Genomic DNA, 15841 nt, shown 5'->3' with positions numbered 1-15841 from the left:
TTGTGGCTGTCTGGTAGCTGTAGGGAGGTATCGAGTGATCACTTGTTTGGCATTTGGTGAGAATTCGCTGATTGCCCTCTAGCTCAATGGCTCGTCGCGCCACCGGCCCACTTCGGCCACCTGTGCCATGAGCATTTCCGCGTCCGATAGCCCAACGATTTTCGCCATCTGGGCAGTCATGTGACGGTTGAGCGCGTCGCGGAGTGCGGGCGGGACATCTTCCAACTCCATGAACGTGTGGGCGGCAGCAAATGTCTTGGCCGTCGAAACGAGCGCCGACATGTCCTTCGCGACCTGGCTTTCATCGAGAGGGTTCTTATCGCGCTTGGTGTACCCCTCTGCCGCGAGAAGAACGGAATATGACAGTGGTTTGGCTGCTCGTCGGGCTGATTGTGTGCGCAACCAGGTCATGGCAGAAGTCCAGAGTTCCTCCCCGAACTCCATCTGTGTCCCGGATCGTTGAGCCGCGCGGGTGAACTTATCTAGCTCGCGGCTGTAGCGCGTCCAATCACCGCCGTGGGCTAGCGCATCCAGCGCGAAACCTTGGTAAGTCGCGCTCTTCTCTGCAGGACCGGAGCGGCTCGCATCGCGCCAGAGCTCAAACGCCTCGAGATAGTCGCCTTCAGCGAAACGGATGCTGGCTAGTGCGCTAGTCGATCGGGCATTCGCGTCGGTGGAGCCTGATTGTTCGGCGTATTCGGCCGCATTGGCGGCCGCTTCCTTGGCTAGATCTAGCCCCTCATCACTGTTTACGAGACTGTTCGCGATCGAACTCCAGGCCGTGGACGCACCTTCGACGTCGCCCACCGCTGCTGCCAGTGTGGCTGCGGCGGTCAAATACTCTCTGCCGATTTCCTGCTGGTTTCCGCGGAGAGAAAGCTCGCCGAGGTTCCCCTTGGCGAGCGCGTCTAGAGCCCGATTCCCCGATTTGATCGCCAGACTTTCGACTTCGTGAAGCCGGATACGTGCGTCGTCAAGGTGATCGAGGGCAGCAGCGATCAGCGCGGAGTCGTTGAGCACGTTGGCGTAGCCGATCTGGTCAGATGAATGGCGAAGCGTATCGAGGGCTTTGTCGTAGATGGCGAGTGCACCCTCAAGCTCGTTGTATGAGCTGTTGATCCTCGAGGCGTCCGCAACGAGTTGCCATGCCCGATCTACAGGATCAGAGCTCGATGCTTCGGCGGCCTCCTGGAGCCGCATGATCGCCCATGACATATCTCTCTTGGCGGTAAGCCCAAGGAATGCTGCGATCCGCAGGAGCGATGCGGAGTAAGTCGGCGCCCTCACACGGGCCTTTTCAGCGTAACGCTCGAGATAGCCGACACCGAAATCTGCGCGATCTTGAGCAGTCCAGGCGATCCGGAGGTTGCCAGCGCAGCGAGTTGCCCACTCGTAGTCCTCGAACTGGTCCAGCTTTTCAAAGGCGCCCGTGAGTGTCACTATCCCCTGCTCCAGTAGGTGGTCACGTTCCCGGATCGCCAAAATGTCAGCATTTGTTTCCGCCACTCCAAGTGCCTTCGAGAGCAACGCAGCGCCGAGGTCTGCTTGAGCTTGTGCTGCGTCGAGCGGGCTATCGAGCTCGATGTTGATCTCTACAGTTCGCTGCAGCAGCTCGATTGCCTCCTCGAATTTCCCCGTGTCGATGAGGTCGACGGCTAAGGAGCGGGCAAGCGACTGTTCTCGATCGCGCTCCTTAAGGCGTTGAGCTACCAGCAATGCTTGTCGCGCCCAGCGAAGTGAGGCAGATGGTCCTCTGGTATCACGCGTCAGCTTTGCGAGGTTTTGGAGAACGACCACCTCGAGTTCAAGGTCTTGGCGGCGGCGGCAGCTTCGCAAAGCTGCCAGCAGCTTCTCGCGGGCGGCATCAACCTCACCTTGCTGAATGTCAACGAGCGCCGAATGCGCGCGCCAGGACGCCGACAGATGGCCGTCTCGGAGTTCACTAATGGGCGTTGCGACTGAGTCGAGCAACGAGGTCGCCTGCGCGACATCTTCGCGTTGTAGTGCGTATTCGACCTGGTTGAGTCGAACTTCGACAAGGCCCTGCCGATCGGACAGCTTGGTGAAGATCACTTCAGCTTGCTTGGTGAGTTCTTCAGCCTGGTCGAGGTCGCCGAGGTAGAAGTGCAATGCGCCAAGGCTTTGACGCGCTGTGGCAGCGGGCGCCAGCCGACCGAGACGGTCGAACATCGCAGCCGCGTCTTTGTAAGCTTGGATTGCTCGCTCGCTCATCCCGACATGACGATAGATGTCGGCGATCAGCCCGAGCAGTCTTCCGTAGAGATCGCTGTCTGGAGCGCGGTCCGCCAGCTCACGGGCAAGTTCAGGAAGCGCTCCGGGATTGGTGAAGTCCTCGGGGACGAGGTCTACGAGCTCGTTGCCCAAGAGTTTCTGCGCTGCCGCGTGAGCGATGGTTGCTGCCGCGAACTCGAGGCCGTGGAAACTGAGCTCATGGCCGATGTCGACGAAGTTGATCAGCCCGGGGATGTCGTCATATCTGTATGCGGAGAGCAGTGCCTCAACAACGAGCTGTAGCCCGTCTTCGCGGTCTCGCCAGTCCTCAGCAAGGAAAACCTGTCCGGTTGGTTCAACCATCAGCGCCTCCCGAACCGCTTCGACGTCCGACGGCCAGCTCCTCGGCGAGCAACAACCTGTTCGTTCAGGGCACGGACGAGGGAGCGCGTTAGCGCCTGATGGATGTGCGTCTGGAGCTCGTCGATGTTCCTAAAATTTCTCGTCACAGCCTCTGTTTTTTGCTGTTCCTTGATGAACCCCGCGACCTCAGGGGGGAGATCGTCTGTCTCGCGGACCAGGATGTAGCGATCAGCGCCACCGTCTCGAGCGGCCTGGTATTCCGCGTACACGATGGCAGATAGCTCGCCTGCGACCAGAAGGATGAGTCCGGTACTGGTACGCGCAAATCCGATGCACTCGTTCCATGAATGCAGCACCCCTATCGGTGCGTCTTGTTCCCACCACCAAGCCTTGTGGCCGGAAACTCGGTCTACCGCGTCTGCGGCCGCTCTGCGCTCGTTATCCAGGGTCTTGTTCATTCTGGAACTGATGAACACACGGGCGCGATCGTGGTCTCGACCATAAAGGATCTCTTGCTTGAGTTCCTCATCCACGTTTCACCGCCCTGTCTCAGCGTGCGCCGACCCGCGTCAACACCTGGCTGCATCATAGAAGTTCGAAATACCTAGACTGCGCAACCTGTTGAATCCAAGGCGGTCGCCTTCGGCGAGGGCCAGACCACCGCCTCGATGAACACGTATGCGCTCATCGCGATCAGAAGTCTCCGGGCATCATCGAGCGAGTCGGCCACCGAGCGAATTGGCTAGTCGACCTGGATGCGGAGGCGCCCGGCGTATCCGTGCTCGTCGGCGGGAGCATCCACGATGCCCAACGGGCCGTCGCCCGGAACGGAGGCGGGGGCCGGCAGCGAGGTCTGGCGGTCGAGCTCGACCTGCGCCTCGTGGCGGGTGGGGTGGAAGACCTCGTCGCCGATGCCGAGCACTCCGGGGCCGCCGCCACCGCGGCGCGACTTGTCGCTGAGGTCGATCCAGCCGAGGCGGTGCGCGAGGGTCACGAGGGCGAGCGCGCCCAGCGAGACGAGCGCCCACCCCCACCATTCCATGGCTGAAGCGTACCCAACGGCGACCGGCAAAGACATGAACGCGCGATGAATCCTCGCGAATTCGTCGCGTGTCGTCCCAGGCTGCGGACGGCCCCTCCGAGCTCACTGCCCGCTCGACTCCGTCCGGCGGGCGGCGCGGTCGTGCGCCCAGAGGGCGATGCCGAGGTCGGTGCGATCCTCGTGCTCGAGCGGGTCGCGGCCGACGATCGCGCGGATGCGGGCGAGGCGATGGCGCACGGTGTTCGCGTGCACGAACTGCGCCGCCGCCGTCGCCGCCACCGAGCCCTGGTGCTCGATGAACACGCGCAGAGTGCTTACCAGCTCGTCACCACCCCGCACCTCGGGGGCGAGCAGTGGACGTATCAACTGAGTGACGAAGGGCGCGAGGCGCGAGCGGGGCTGCTGCTCGAGCAGGGCGGCGAGCGTCGCGAGCGTCTCGGGCCCGGCGATGCTCCCGCGTCGCCGCGCGAGCATGAGCGTGGCCCGCGCCTCGCCGATGCCCAGCGCGAGGTCGGCGAGCGCCAGCGGGCTCGAGTAGCCGAACACCAGCTGCAGCCGGTCGGAGATCTCGCGGGCCTGCCCGCCATCGTGTGTCAGCACGAGCACGTCCCGCGCCGTCTCGGCGACGACGGCGCCCGAGTGCAGCCGAGAGACCAGTGCACCCGTGCCCTCGGGCCACGCCGACACGGCGATGCGGTCGGCGTCGAGGCCGACCCGGTCGAGGTCGGGCGTCAGCGAGGCCGGATGCGCGAGGCCCTCCACCACGAGCGTCATCAGCTGCCCGACCCGGCGTCGGCTGCTCGACTCCTGCGCGAGCTCGCTGCGACGCGCGATGTGCACGACTCGCGCGAAGCGCTCGAGCACCACCGGGTTCGGAGGAGCCCCCTCCCCCTCCCACCGCAGCAGCTCGGCGTCGTCGAGGTCGACCTCCACGTGGTCGACCGCGCCGGCCGTGACCGCCGCCGCGGAGCGCTGCACGATCGACAGCCGCCCGGCGAGCTCGTCGCCCGCGAGCGCGAGCATGTCGGCGACGGGGGCGTCCGCCCGCAGCAGCTCCATCACCCGGCCCACCGGGTCGGCGGCGACGGGCACCTGCAGCCTCGCCTCCAGCAGCGCGTCGCTCAGCGCCCGGAACGGCACCCCGTGCGCCATCGACAGCAGCGCCACCCCTCGCCGACGGCACGCCCGCTCCAGCGCCGCCGGAACCTCGGTGTGCACCTCGCCGAGCCCGAGGCACACCCCGGCGCAGCCGGCATCCTGCACCGCCTGCACGAACCGCGCCGCCTCGCGCGGATCGACGAGCGCCGCGCCGACCGTGCACACCAGCTCGTCCGCCCGCACGTGCGGTCGCGGATCGACGACCTCGGTGACGTGCACCCAGGCGATGGATCGCGCAAGCGCCTCCGGGGTCGCCGTGATCACGGCGACGCCGAAGCGTGATTCCGCGGCGAGGTCGGCGAGCGTCACGGAGTGCGCGGAGGCCGGCTCGATCATGGTTGGAGATTACTCCAACGCAAGAGGCTGAACAGGGTCGCGCGTCCAATATTCGCGCGCGCTCGTTGTACGCCGTCACGGCTAGCACGATCATGGGGGCAGCCAAAGGAGGCCCGCATGACTCACGCGACCACTGCTTCGCCGACAGCGAGCAGCACCACTCTGCGTCGGGAGTTCACGCTCCTCTCGTCATTCGCGTTCGCCTTCGCCTTCATCTCGCCGATCGTGGCGCTGTACGGCATCTTCGGCCTCGCCCTCACGACGGCCGGGCCGAGCTTCTGGTGGGGCTTCCTGCTCGTCTTCGCCGGGCAGCTGCTCGTCGCCCTCGTCTTCGCGATGCTCGTCTCGCGCTGGCCGCTCGAAGGCTCCATCTACCAGTGGACCTCGCGCCTCACCGGCCCCACTGCCGGCTGGTTCGCCGGGTGGGCCTACTTCTGGACGCTCGTCATCGCGATGGCGACCGTGGCACTCGGCGCCGCCGGGTTCCTCGCCAACATCGTCGGGCTGGAAGCGCCGACCGCGGTGGACCGCGCCTGGATCGCCTTCGGCGTGCTCATCTTCGGCACGATCGTCAACCTCGCCGGCCAGACCGTGCTGAAGGTCTTCATGCTCGCGAGCATCGTCGCCGAGGTCATCGGCTCGATCGGGCTGGGCATCTGGCTGCTCGTCTTCCACCGCGCCAACGACCTCTCGGTGCTGTTCTCCGGCGGCGACGGCGTGGGCGGCGGGTCGAGCGACTACCTCGCGATCTCCGGCCCGTTCCTCGTCGCGCTCGCCTTCATCGGCTTCTCCTTCGTCGGATTCGAGAGCGCCGGCTCGATCGCCGAAGAGGTCTCCGAGCCCCGCAAGAACCTGCCGAAGGCCATCCTCTTCTCGATCTCGTTCATCGCGATCGTCGTGATGTTCTCCAGCCTCGCGATCATCCTCGCCATCCCCGACCTCGAGGCCGTGCGCAACGGCGAGGTCGGCGACCCGGTCTACGAGACACTGACGACGCAGCTCGGCGCCGGCATCGCCGTGCCGATCGAGATCCTGTTCGTGATCGGGTTCCTCGCCAGCTTCCTCGCCCTGCAGACCTCCGCCTCGCGCATGCTCTGGGCGAAGGCCCGCGACGGCGCCCTGCCCGGCGCCACAGTGCTCGCGCGCCTCAGCACGAAGCGCCGCCAGCCGACCGTGGCCCTGCTCGTCACGACCGTCATCGGCACGCTGCTGTTCCTGCTCAGCAACATCGCGAGCGATCTGTACACGCTCATGGTCAACTTCACGGCCGGCGGCTTCTACCTCTCGTTCCTCTTCCCGCTCATCGGGTTCGTCATCGTCGTGACCCGCAAGACCTGGCGCGCCGGGCCCTTCAGCCTCGGCGGAGCGACCGCGCTCGTCGCCTGGGTCGCCGTCATCTGGGCGAGCCTGCAGCTGATCAACATCGCCTGGCCGCGCCCGGTCTACGACCAGGCCTACCTCGACTGGTCGATCATCATCGGCACCGTCGTCATCGGCGTCGTCGGCGTCGCCGTCTGGGCGGGCGTGCGCTCGCGCATCCCCACCGTCACCGGGGTCGAGTACGAGGACGCCGAGGCGCGCACGCCGTGACCAGGGAGGGCACGGCCACGGTGGCACCGGCCGATCGCATCGCGGTCGTCACCGGCACCGCCAGCGGCATCGGCCGATCGATCGCCCTCGAACTGCGATCGACCGGCTGGCGCGTCGCCGGCATCGACCTGCGCGACTCGCCGGACTGCGACCTCGGGCTGATCGCCGACGTCACCGATGCCGACGCCGTCGCGGCGGCGGTCGCGGCCGTCGAATCGCAGCTCGGCCCCATCACCGGAGCGGTGTCGGCCGCCGGCTACTACGAGGCCACCCCGGTCGACGCGGTCACCGACGCGCAGTGGCGCCGCATGCTCCGGGTGCACCTCGGCGGCTTCCTGCATCTGACGCGTGCGACGCTGCCCGGGATGCTCGCCCGCGAGTCCGGCGCGATCGTGGCCATCACGAGCGAGCTCGCCGTCGGCGGCGGAGGCCCGGGCGACGCCCACTACTCGGCGGCCAAGGGCGCGCTGCAGGGGATGATGCGCAGCCTCGCCGTCGAGGTCGCGCCCCGCGGGGTGCGGGTGAACGCCGTCGCTCCCGGGCCCACCGACACCCCGCTGCTCGCCGCCGACTCGCCGTGGCGGGCCCCCGAGTACCTGCAGACCCTGCCCACCGGCCGCCTCACCCGCCCGGAGGAGGTCGCGCTCTGCGCCGCCTACCTGCTCGACGCCGGCACGTTCTGCGTCGGCGAGACCCTGCACCCCAACTCCGGAGCGGTGATCTGATGACGACGCGCATCCTCGACGGGGCCGTCGCCCTCGTCACCGGCGCCGCCCAGGGCATGGGCGCGGCGCACGCCCGCCACCTCGCCGCCGCCGGCGCCCGCGTCGCGGTCAACGACCGCGCGGCCAGCGCCGAGCTCACCGCCCTCGCCGACGAGCTCGGCGGCCTCGCGGTGCCCGGCGACGTCTCGCAGCGCGCCGACGTCGACAGGATTGTCGCCACTGTCACCGAGTGGGCCGGCGCCCCCGACGTGCTCGTCGCGAACCACGCCTACATGACGATGGCACCGCTGCTCGAGGCCGACCTCGACGATTGGTGGCGCGTCGTCGACACGAACCTCGGCGGCACCTTCGCGCTCATCCAAGCCGTGCTGCCGGGCATGCGCGGGCACGGCCGCGGGCGCATCGTCGTCGTCTCGAGCGAGTGGGGCATCACGGGATGGCCGGAGGCCACGGCCTACTGCGCCTCCAAGGCCGGGCTCATCTCGCTCGTGAAGACCCTCGGCCGCGAGCTCGCCCCGGAGGGGATCGTCGTCAACGCGCTCGCCCCCGGGGTCACGAACACCCCGCAGCTCGCGGTAGACGCGAAAGCCGCGGGCGTCGAGCTGGCCGAGGTCATCGACTCCTACGCCCGCGGGATCCCGCTCGGCCGGGTCGGCGAGATCGACGAGATGGCCAGGGCCGTGGTGTTCCTCAGCGACTTCCGCCAGGGTGCGATGGTCGGCCAGGTGCTGCAGGCCAACGGCGGCTCGACGCGCGCCCGAGCCTGACCCGCGCCGAGCATCCAGCCGCCCCGACCCCGTAGCGAAGAAGAGAGCCGCCGATGACCACGAACCCCGCACCCCGCCCCGAAGGCGCCCCCGTCGGCCCGGTCGACGGCCAGGTCTCACCCCGGTACGCCGGCTTCAGCACCTTCGCCCGACTGCCGCGCATCGATGACGTGAGCGGGTGGGACGTCGCCGTCGTCGGGGTTCCGTTCGACGCCGGCGTCACCTTCCGCTCGGGCGCGCGCTTCGGGCCCTCGTCGATCCGCGAGGCCTCGCGCCTGCTGCGGCCCTACAACCCGGCGCTCGAGTCGATGCCCTTCGCCGACGCGCAGGTGGTCGACGCGGGCGACATCGACGCGAACCCCTTCGACATCGAGGCGGCGCTCGAGCAGATGCAGGCGGGGTTCTCGCGCCTCATGAGCGACGGCCGCCCCGTCATGACCCTCGGCGGCGACCACACGATCGCCCTGCCGGCCCTGCGCGCGGTCGTCGCCGAGCACGGGCCCGTCGGCCTGGTGCACTTCGACGCGCACCTCGACACCTGGGACACCTACTTCTCGGCGCCGTACACGCATGGCACGCCGTTCCGCCGCGCGGCGGAGGAGGGGCTGCTGCGCAAGGACCGCTCGGCGCACGTCGGGATCCGCGGCTCGCTGTACAGCAAGCAGGATCTGATCGACGACACCGACCTCGGCTTCACGATCGTGCACTGCCGCGACTTCGACCGCATCGGGGCGCCCGGCATCGTCGACCGCATCCTCGATCGCATCGGGGATGCCCCGCTCTACGTCTCGATCGACATCGACGTGCTCGATCCGGGGTTCGCCCCGGGCACCGGCACGCCCGAGGCCGGCGGCATGACGAGTCGAGAACTGCTGGAGGTGCTGCGGGGCTTGCGCGACACCCCCATCGTCTCGGCCGACATCGTCGAGGTCAGCCCGCCCTACGACCACGCCGACATCACCGCCGTCGCGGCCGCGAACCTCGCCTACGAGCTGATCTCGATCATGTCGGCGCAGCAGGCCGCCCGATGACGGGGTTCTGGCCCGCGGGCCATCAGTCGGCCGCCGCCTTCACCTTCGACGTCGACGCCGAGTCGGCCGTGCTGTGGGGGGCGCCCGAGAACGCGCGACGCATGAGCGTGATGAGCCATCAGGCGTACGGTCCGCTCGTGGGGGTGCCGCGCATCCTGTCGCTGCTGGCCGATCACGGCATCACCGCCACCTTCTTCGTTCCCGGTTTCACCGCCGAGCGCTACCCGCAGGTCGTGCGCGAGATCGTCGCCGCCGGGCACGAGATCGGCCACCACGGCTACCTGCACGAGCAGCCATCGGCGCAGAGCCGCGATGAGCAGATCGCGGCGCTCGACCGCGGGCTCGACGTGCTCGCCGAGATCGCCGGGGTGCGCCCGGTCGGATACCGCGCCCCGATGTGGGATCTCTCGTGGGAGCTGCCCGAGCTGCTGCTCGAGCGCGGGTTCCTCTACGACTCCAGCCTCATGGACGCGGACCGGCCGTACGAGCTCGCCGTGGCCGGGACGCCGTCGTCGTCGGCTACGTCGGGCGCGCAGGCCGCGTCCTCGCTGGTCGAGATCCCCATCCAGTGGGCGCTCGACGACTGGGAGCAGTACTGCTACCTGCCCGACATCAGCGGCGCCGGGTACATCGCGACTCCTGAGCAGGCGCGCGCCCTGTGGGAGGCCGAGTTCGACGGCCTGCACGAGGTCGGCGGATGCTGGGTGCTCACCAACCACCCGTTCCTCTCGGGCCGGCCCGCCCGCGCCGCCTCGCTCGGCAGACTCATGGCGCGCATCGTCGCGACGCCCGGCGTGTGGGTCGCGCCGCTGCGTGAGATCGCCGAGCACACCCGGTCGCTCGGCCTCGAGCCGCGGTCGGTGCAGCCGATCTAACATGGCGGGCATGAGCCGCACCCGCCCCTTCCGCCAGGTCGACGTCTTCGGGGCGACTGCGTTCGGGGGCAACCCGGTGGCTGTCGTGCTCGACGGCGAGGGGCTCGATGAGGCCGGCATGCAGCGCATCGCCTCGTGGACGAACCTCAGCGAGACCACCTTCGTGCTGCCGCCGACGATGGGCGACGCCGACTACCGGGTGCGCATCTTCACGCCGGGCGGGGAGCTGCCGTTCGCGGGGCATCCGACGCTCGGAACCGCGCACGCGTGGCTCGAGAACGGTGGGCGCCCGCGCGACGAGGGGGTCGTGGTGCAGGAGTGCCCGGCCGGGCTCATCGAGGTGCGCCGCGACGGGCCGCGCCTGGCGTTCGCCGCCCCGCCGACCCGGCGCAGCGGCCCGATCGACGAGCCCGAGCTGGCTTCGCTGGTCTCTGTGCTCGGCATCGACCGCGAGCAGGTGATCGGGCACCAATGGGTCGACAACGGTCCGGGATGGTCGGCACTGCGCCTGGCCGACGCGCAGCAGGTGCTCGACCTCGCGCCGAGCTTCTCGGGCCTGCCCGACGCGATGCTCGGGGTGCTCGGCACCCACCCGCCGGGCTCGGAGCAGGCCCGCGCCGGCCACGCCTACGAGCTGCGCGCCTTCACCCCGCGCATCGGCGTCGCCGAGGATCCGGTCACCGGCAGCCTGCATGCCTCCGTCGCGCAGTGGCTCGTGCGCGACGGGCTGGCGCCGGCCGGTGGGCGGTGGACGGCGACGCAGGGCACCGGGCTCGGCCGGTCGGGCGTCGTCGCGCTCGAGGTCGATGAGACCGGCGCGGTCTGGGTCGGCGGGGCGACGACGACCGTCGTCGCGGGCACGATCGAGGCCTGAGCGCGCGGGCTCGACGCGGGCTGGCGGGCGGCACCGGGGGCTATGGTTGCCTCTCCCTGACGCACGAGGAGCACCGTGACCGAGCCCGCCCCCACCACCCCCGCCATGGCCCCGACCGACGAGCAGTGGGCCGCCCTCGGCGAGGCCCGGTTCATCTCGCTCGCCACGTTCCGCAAGACCGGGGCCCGCGTGCCGACGACCGTATGGGTGGCCCGCGAAGGCGACGCGCTCATCGTCACGACGCCGGCCGACAGCGGCAAGGTGAAGCGGCTGCGCAACAGCGGCCGCGTGCAACTGAGCACGAGCAGCCGCATGGGCAGGGTCGCCGGCGACGCCTTCGTCGTCGAGGCGCACTGCGAGATCGCCGGCCCTGACGGGCAGCACCCGAGCGCCGTCGCCGCACTGAAGGCCAAGTACGGGTTCGAGTACCGCTTCGTGCTCGCCATCGAGCGTCGGCTAGAGCGCCGCAAGCTCGCCAAGGGCGAGCCTCTCGCCGACCGGATCATCCTGCGGATCACGCGGCCGACCGCCGCCGACTAGGTAGCGCTCGCCGCTGCTACCCGAGCCGCGTCGACACCACGACCCCGGCGTGCAGGGTCCGGTGCACCGGGCACTTGTCCGCGATCGCGAGAATGGCCGCGCGCTGCTCGTCGGTGAGCTCACCGACCAGGGTGATGGTGCGGTCGATGTGCTCCAGCGCCTGCGTCGACTCGTCGCAGCGCTCGCAGTCGTTCGCGTGCGTGCGCGAGTGGCCGAGGTCGACGCTCACGTGCTCGAGCGGCCACCCCTTGCGGTTCGCGTACATGCGGATCGTCATGGAGGTGCAGGAGCCGAGGCCGGCGAGCAGCAGCTCGTAGGGGTTCGGTCCGGAGTCGGTGCCGATCGGGTGCGGCTCGTCGGCGGCGAGCACGTGGCGCCCCGCCGTGACCATCTGCGCGAAACTGTCGGGGGCGACCTCGGCCACGCGGACGTGCCCGTCGGGGAGCGCGGGCGCAGCATCCCGTGTCGCCTCATCGGGGACGGGCAGGCCCGCGTACCGGCCCACCCAAGCGCCGATGATGCCGGCCGCGTACTCGGCGTCGGCGCGGTCGGTGAGCAGGTGGTCGGCCGCGTCGAGGGCGACGAACGACTTCGGATGCCGCGCCGCCTCGAAGATCACGCGCGCGTTGTCGATGCCGACCGTCGCATCGCTCGGCGAGTGCATGACGAGCAGGGCGGCGTCGAGCGCGGCGATGCGGTCGAGCTGGGGCTGCATCTCGAGGTCGTGCAGGAACTGCCGGCGGATGCGGAACGGCCGCCCGCCGAGGTCGACCTCGGCCTCGCCGTCGCGCTCGATCGCCGTTACGTCGTCGCCGAGCAGGTGCACGACGTGCTGCGGGTCGGCGGGCGCCCCGATGGTGACGACCGCGCTCACCTCCGCGATGCGGCTGGCGGCGGCGAGCACGGCGGCTCCGCCGAGCGAATGCCCGATCAGGATGCTCGGCGCCCGGTACTCGTCGCGCAGGAAGTCGGCGGCGCTCAGCAGGTCGTCGATGTTGCTCGAGAACGTCGAGTTGGCGAAGTCGCCGCCCGACTGCCCGAGCCCGGTGAAGTCGAACCGCAGCACGGCGATGCCCTCGGTCGTGAGCGCGCGGGCGATGCGGCTCGCGGCCACGGCGTCCTTGCCGCAGGTGAAGCAGTGCGCGAAAAGCGCATAGGCGCGGGGCGTGCCGATCGGCAGCTCAAGGCGGGCGGCGAGGCGGTCGCCCTGGGATCCGGTGAACTCGACGCGCTCGGTCGTTGCGGTCATCGGTGGGGCTCCCGTCGTGAGGTACGGCAAGTCTGGGGGGGGGGTGGGCGCGGGGCAAGGTGAGGGCGTGCTGGGCGCGCTGTTCGCCTGGGGTCGGTGGTCGCGGGGTCGGCGGGCACGGGCTCGGCCGGCGCGGGCCGGGCGGGCGCGGGCCGGGCGGGCGCGGGCGCGGGTGACCCGGTGGCACGGGTCGCGCGGGCGCGGCCGGCACGGGGATGGACAGGCCGGGACGACCACGGTCGCGACCCCAGCGGGCCGCAGTGTGCGGCGTGCGCGCCTTCCACTGTGCAGGAACTTCGTGAGGGATGCACGCATAAGTCCTGCAGAGTGGAAGGAGCGCGCACATCCCTGCCGCGCCGCGGCGACGTCCGACGATCACCGCGCCCCGCCCAGCGATCACCGAGCCGACCTCCGCCACACCCCTGCCGCGCCGCGGCGACGCCCCCGGCCGCGCCGGCGGCGCAGGCCGCGCCCCGCCCGTCTAGTCGAGCACGGCGATGGCTTCGATCTCGACGAGCAGCTCGGGGCTCCAGAGCGCCTGCACCCCGATGAGGGTGAGCGGCGGCATCGGCGACGGGTACCCCTCGCCGGCCTGCGCACGAGCGACGCCCTCGAAGAGCACCTCGGCCAGGTCGGGGGTCCAGCCCACGACGTAGAACGTGAGCCGCGCGATGTCGTGCACGTCGCCGCCCGCACCGCGCACGCCGGTGGCGACGTTGCGCAGCGCCGAGTGGATCTGCCCGGCGAGATCGGCCGCCTCCACGGCGCCCGCCGCCGAGACGCCGACCTGCCCGGCCAGCGTCACGACCCGTGATCCCGTGCCCACGGCGACGGGCCAGTAGTCCTTCTGATCGAGCAGTCCCGCCGGGTGGCTGAAGTCGGTGGTCATGAGAATCTCCTTGTCGAAGCGGGTAACGATTAGTGACAGAGAAACCCTAAGAGACCGTAAGCTGACCGGGAAGAACGCACTTTCTCGAAACGGAGTAACCCCATGGTGACCACGAGCGACTCCATCAGCCCCGATGAGGACATCATGCGCGCGGACTCCATCGCGCGCGAGATCTTCTCCGAGGTCGCGAACAAGTGGGCCCTGCTGATCATCGAGACCCTGGGCGAGCGCACGCTGCGGTTCAGCGAGGTGCGCGACGCCCTCGACGGCATCAGCCACAAGATGCTCACTCAGAACCTGCGGATGCTCGAGCGCAACGGTCTCGTCACCCGAACCGTTCACCCCACCGTGCCGCCGAAGGTCGAGTATGCGCTCACCGGGCCGGGGCGCGAGCTTCGCGCGACCGTCGATCTGCTGTGCTCGTGGACCCGCACCCACCTGCGGCACATCGACCGCTCGCGCCAGGACTTCGCCGCGAAGCCCTCGACCGCCGAGGCCGCCGAGGCCGCCGAGGCCACCGGGGCCACCCCGGCGATCGCGAGCCCTACCGATACTCGGGGTTGAAGCCGAAGCGCTCGCCGTCGTTCCACTCGCGCCGCAGGTTGCCGTAGGCGGGGTAGCCGCCGGCGTCCTTGAGCAGGCGGGCGAGGTGCAGCAGGTTCCAGGTCATGAAGGTGGTGTTGCGGTTGGTGAAGTCGTTCTCGGGCCCGCCCGAGCCCTCGTCGAGGTAGCTGGGGCCGGGGCCGACCTCGCCGATCCACCCGGCGTCGGCCGCCGGCGGGATGCTGTAGCCGATGTGCTGCAGGCTGTACAGCGTCGACATCGCCGCGTGCTTCACACCGTCCTCGTTGCCGGTGATGAGCGCTCCGGCGACCTTGCCGTAGAAGACGTACTGACCCTTGGCGTTGAAGAGGCCGCTCATCGCGTAGAGGCGCTCGATGAGCATCCGCGTCACCGAGGAGTTGTCGCCGAGCCAGAGTGGACCGCCGACCACCAGGATGTCGGCCCGCTCGATGAGCGGCCACACGCGGTCGGCCCACTCGTCGTGCTGCCAGCCGTGCTCGCGCATGTCGGGGTAGACGCCGAGCGCGACCTCGTGGTCGACGAGCCGCAGCGACTCGACCGCCACGCCCTGCGCGCGCATGAGGGCGATGCTGCGATCCATGAGGCCCTGCGTGTGGCTCAGCTCCGGGCTGCGCTTCAGCGTGCAGTTGATGTAGACGGCGGTGAGGTCGCTGTGGTCGGCGGGCTGATCGGTCATGGTGGCGCTCCTATCGGGTCGCGGCCAGTCTGATCCGCTCGCGCGGAGAGGGGCAAGACTCGGCGGGCGCACTCACGGGTGGGGGCGCGGTTGCGGCGGGCGCCAGCGGTAGCGACGGCGACGACGGCGACGGCGACGGCGGCGGGATGCTCGGCGCGGCTAGTGCGCGCGCACGACCGCCGACACCGCGTAGCGCAGGGTCGTGGCCTCCGCGGCCGCGGCAGCGGCATCCATCGGCAGCGCCCGTTCGACGGCGAGGCCGTTGACGACGCTCGAGAGGAAGCGCGCCTGCGCCTCGCGGTCGCCGTCGAGGAGCGCGCCCTCCTCGGCGAGCGCCGCGAGCCAGCTCTCGATGCGGCGCCGGCCGGCACTCTCGAGCGCGAGGTAGCTCTCGATTGTGCTCGCCGCCGGCGCCTCATCGAGGTAGGTGCGCAGGGTGGAGCGCCAGAGCTCGCGCGCGCCCTCGCCGATCCCCGCCCGGTCGAGGATCTGCCGCAGGCCCGTCACCAGGCGCTCCGCCGCGGGCAGCGAGGCGTCGTCGATGTCGCCGTCGGGCATCACCAGCCGGAACATGCGCTCGAGCACCTCGTCGAGCAGCGCCCGCTGATCGGGGAAGAAGTGGCGCAGCGAGCCGACGCTCACCTCGGCGCGCGCCGCGACCGCGCGCACGCTGAGCCGGGCCGCCGGGTTCTCGCCGATCATCGTCGCCGCCGCGATGAGGATGCGGTCGCGCGTGCTCGGGGTCTGCGTCGTCGGGTGCTGATCCGGCGTCGTCGCGCTCGGGGTCTCGTCGGTCATCGTGCTCCTGCCGTCGTCGATTCTCGAAAGTAGTACAGCGTGTTAGCACAGTGTGCTAGTCTCACCGTCATCAGTTAGCACACTGTACTACTTTGACGAGAGGATCGGCGC

16 protein-coding genes are annotated in these 15841 nt (G+C 69.7%); 8 read left to right on the top strand and 8 right to left on the bottom strand.

What is annotated here, in order from left to right:
* Positions 1-78: 78 nt before the first annotated feature.
* The 4 genes from OVN18_RS05860 to OVN18_RS05845 all read right to left on the bottom strand — a co-directional run bounded on the left by OVN18_RS05860 (position 79) and on the right by OVN18_RS05845 (position 5131).
* Positions 79-2595 (bottom strand): hypothetical protein, encoded by a 2517-nt coding sequence (locus tag OVN18_RS05860; protein ID WP_267782631.1) that lies wholly within the window; start codon positions 2593-2595, stop codon positions 79-81.
* The gene (locus tag OVN18_RS05855; RefSeq protein WP_267782629.1) at positions 2595-3128 is read right to left on the bottom strand and encodes a hypothetical protein; all 534 of its coding nucleotides are present in this window, start codon (positions 3126-3128) and stop codon (positions 2595-2597) included. The genes OVN18_RS05860 and OVN18_RS05855 overlap by 1 nt, the downstream gene beginning before the upstream one ends.
* A 209-nt stretch (positions 3129-3337) precedes the next feature.
* A complete protein-coding gene (locus OVN18_RS05850; RefSeq protein WP_267782627.1) occupies positions 3338-3637 on the bottom strand; it encodes a hypothetical protein in 300 nt (99 codons plus the stop codon).
* 102 nt (positions 3638-3739) lie between these two features.
* The gene (locus OVN18_RS05845) at positions 3740-5131 is read right to left on the bottom strand and encodes a PucR family transcriptional regulator (RefSeq protein WP_267782625.1); all 1392 of its coding nucleotides are present in this window, start codon (positions 5129-5131) and stop codon (positions 3740-3742) included.
* Between the two features lie 117 nt (positions 5132-5248).
* Here OVN18_RS05845 and OVN18_RS05840 point away from each other — a divergent pair, with 117 nt between their 5' ends.
* The 7 genes from OVN18_RS05840 to OVN18_RS05810 all read left to right on the top strand — a co-directional run bounded on the left by OVN18_RS05840 (position 5249) and on the right by OVN18_RS05810 (position 11533).
* Entirely contained in the window at positions 5249-6721 is a 1473-nt protein-coding gene (locus OVN18_RS05840; RefSeq protein WP_267782623.1) for an APC family permease, read from the top strand.
* The gene (locus tag OVN18_RS05835) at positions 6718-7446 is read left to right on the top strand and encodes an SDR family NAD(P)-dependent oxidoreductase (RefSeq protein ID WP_267782620.1); all 729 of its coding nucleotides are present in this window, start codon (positions 6718-6720) and stop codon (positions 7444-7446) included. The genes OVN18_RS05840 and OVN18_RS05835 overlap by 4 nt, the downstream gene beginning before the upstream one ends.
* A complete protein-coding gene (locus OVN18_RS05830; RefSeq protein ID WP_267782617.1) occupies positions 7446-8213 on the top strand; it encodes an SDR family NAD(P)-dependent oxidoreductase in 768 nt (255 codons plus the stop codon). The genes OVN18_RS05835 and OVN18_RS05830 overlap by 1 nt, the downstream gene beginning before the upstream one ends.
* A 53-nt stretch (positions 8214-8266) precedes the next feature.
* A complete protein-coding gene (speB, locus tag OVN18_RS05825) occupies positions 8267-9244 on the top strand; it encodes an agmatinase (RefSeq protein WP_267782616.1) in 978 nt (325 codons plus the stop codon).
* The gene (locus tag OVN18_RS05820) at positions 9241-10119 is read left to right on the top strand and encodes a polysaccharide deacetylase family protein (RefSeq protein WP_267782613.1); all 879 of its coding nucleotides are present in this window, start codon (positions 9241-9243) and stop codon (positions 10117-10119) included. Before speB ends, OVN18_RS05820 begins: the two co-directional genes overlap by 4 nt.
* A gap of 10 nt (positions 10120-10129) precedes the next feature.
* Positions 10130-10993, top strand: a complete 864-nt coding sequence (locus OVN18_RS05815) for a PhzF family phenazine biosynthesis protein (RefSeq protein ID WP_267782612.1) — start codon at positions 10130-10132, stop codon at positions 10991-10993.
* Between the two features lie 75 nt (positions 10994-11068).
* Positions 11069-11533, top strand: coding sequence for a PPOX class F420-dependent oxidoreductase (locus OVN18_RS05810; protein ID WP_267782610.1), 465 nt, complete (start codon positions 11069-11071; stop codon positions 11531-11533).
* A gap of 16 nt (positions 11534-11549) precedes the next feature.
* On the opposite strand, the gene OVN18_RS05805 is transcribed toward OVN18_RS05810, so the two are convergent.
* Positions 11550-12782, bottom strand: a complete 1233-nt coding sequence (locus OVN18_RS05805; protein ID WP_267782606.1) for a bifunctional alpha/beta hydrolase/OsmC family protein — start codon at positions 12780-12782, stop codon at positions 11550-11552.
* A 481-nt stretch (positions 12783-13263) separates the two neighbouring features.
* Positions 13264-13671, bottom strand: a complete 408-nt coding sequence (locus tag OVN18_RS05800) for a RidA family protein (protein WP_267782604.1) — start codon at positions 13669-13671, stop codon at positions 13264-13266.
* 102 nt (positions 13672-13773) lie between these two features.
* Here OVN18_RS05800 and OVN18_RS05795 point away from each other — a divergent pair, with 102 nt between their 5' ends.
* Positions 13774-14235: a winged helix-turn-helix transcriptional regulator gene (locus OVN18_RS05795; protein WP_267782603.1), complete on the top strand. Its 462-nt coding sequence runs from the start codon at positions 13774-13776 to the stop codon at positions 14233-14235.
* Here OVN18_RS05795 and OVN18_RS05790 read toward each other — a convergent pair.
* Entirely contained in the window at positions 14216-14932 is a 717-nt protein-coding gene (locus OVN18_RS05790; protein ID WP_267782602.1) for a flavodoxin family protein, read from the bottom strand. The genes OVN18_RS05795 and OVN18_RS05790 overlap by 20 nt on opposite strands.
* 159 nt (positions 14933-15091) lie before the next feature.
* Positions 15092-15730, bottom strand: coding sequence for a TetR/AcrR family transcriptional regulator (locus OVN18_RS05785; RefSeq protein WP_267782601.1), 639 nt, complete (start codon positions 15728-15730; stop codon positions 15092-15094).
* Positions 15731-15841: the final 111 nt, after the last annotated feature.

Origin of the sequence: Microcella daejeonensis (assembly GCF_026625045.1) — a bacterium.
GTDB lineage: Bacteria > Actinomycetota > Actinomycetes > Actinomycetales > Microbacteriaceae > Microcella > Microcella daejeonensis.
Note: the sequence above shows the minus strand (reverse complement) of the source record. Positions and strands in the feature narration are given on the sequence as shown.

Bases quoted from the DNA above. Each gene is read 5' to 3' on its own strand.
- OVN18_RS05860 (WP_267782631.1), bottom strand. From the start codon at position 2,595: ATGGTTGAACCAACCGGACAGGTTTTCCTTGCTGAGGACTGGCGAGAC.
- OVN18_RS05850 (WP_267782627.1), bottom strand. From the start codon at position 3,637: ATGGAATGGTGGGGGTGGGCGCTCGTCTCGCTGGGCGCGCTCGCCCTC.
- OVN18_RS05845 (WP_267782625.1), bottom strand. From the start codon at position 5,131: ATGATCGAGCCGGCCTCCGCGCACTCCGTGACGCTCGCCGACCTCGCC.
- OVN18_RS05840 (WP_267782623.1), top strand. From the start codon at position 5,249: ATGACTCACGCGACCACTGCTTCGCCGACAGCGAGCAGCACCACTCTG.
- OVN18_RS05830 (WP_267782617.1), top strand. From the start codon at position 7,446: ATGACGACGCGCATCCTCGACGGGGCCGTCGCCCTCGTCACCGGCGCC.
- speB (WP_267782616.1), top strand. From the start codon at position 8,267: ATGACCACGAACCCCGCACCCCGCCCCGAAGGCGCCCCCGTCGGCCCG.
- OVN18_RS05820 (WP_267782613.1), top strand. From the start codon at position 9,241: ATGACGGGGTTCTGGCCCGCGGGCCATCAGTCGGCCGCCGCCTTCACC.
- OVN18_RS05815 (WP_267782612.1), top strand. From the start codon at position 10,130: ATGAGCCGCACCCGCCCCTTCCGCCAGGTCGACGTCTTCGGGGCGACT.
- OVN18_RS05805 (WP_267782606.1), bottom strand. From the start codon at position 12,782: ATGACCGCAACGACCGAGCGCGTCGAGTTCACCGGATCCCAGGGCGAC.
- OVN18_RS05800 (WP_267782604.1), bottom strand. From the start codon at position 13,671: ATGACCACCGACTTCAGCCACCCGGCGGGACTGCTCGATCAGAAGGAC.
- OVN18_RS05795 (WP_267782603.1), top strand. From the start codon at position 13,774: ATGGTGACCACGAGCGACTCCATCAGCCCCGATGAGGACATCATGCGC.
- OVN18_RS05790 (WP_267782602.1), bottom strand. From the start codon at position 14,932: ATGACCGATCAGCCCGCCGACCACAGCGACCTCACCGCCGTCTACATC.
- OVN18_RS05785 (WP_267782601.1), bottom strand. From the start codon at position 15,730: ATGACCGACGAGACCCCGAGCGCGACGACGCCGGATCAGCACCCGACG.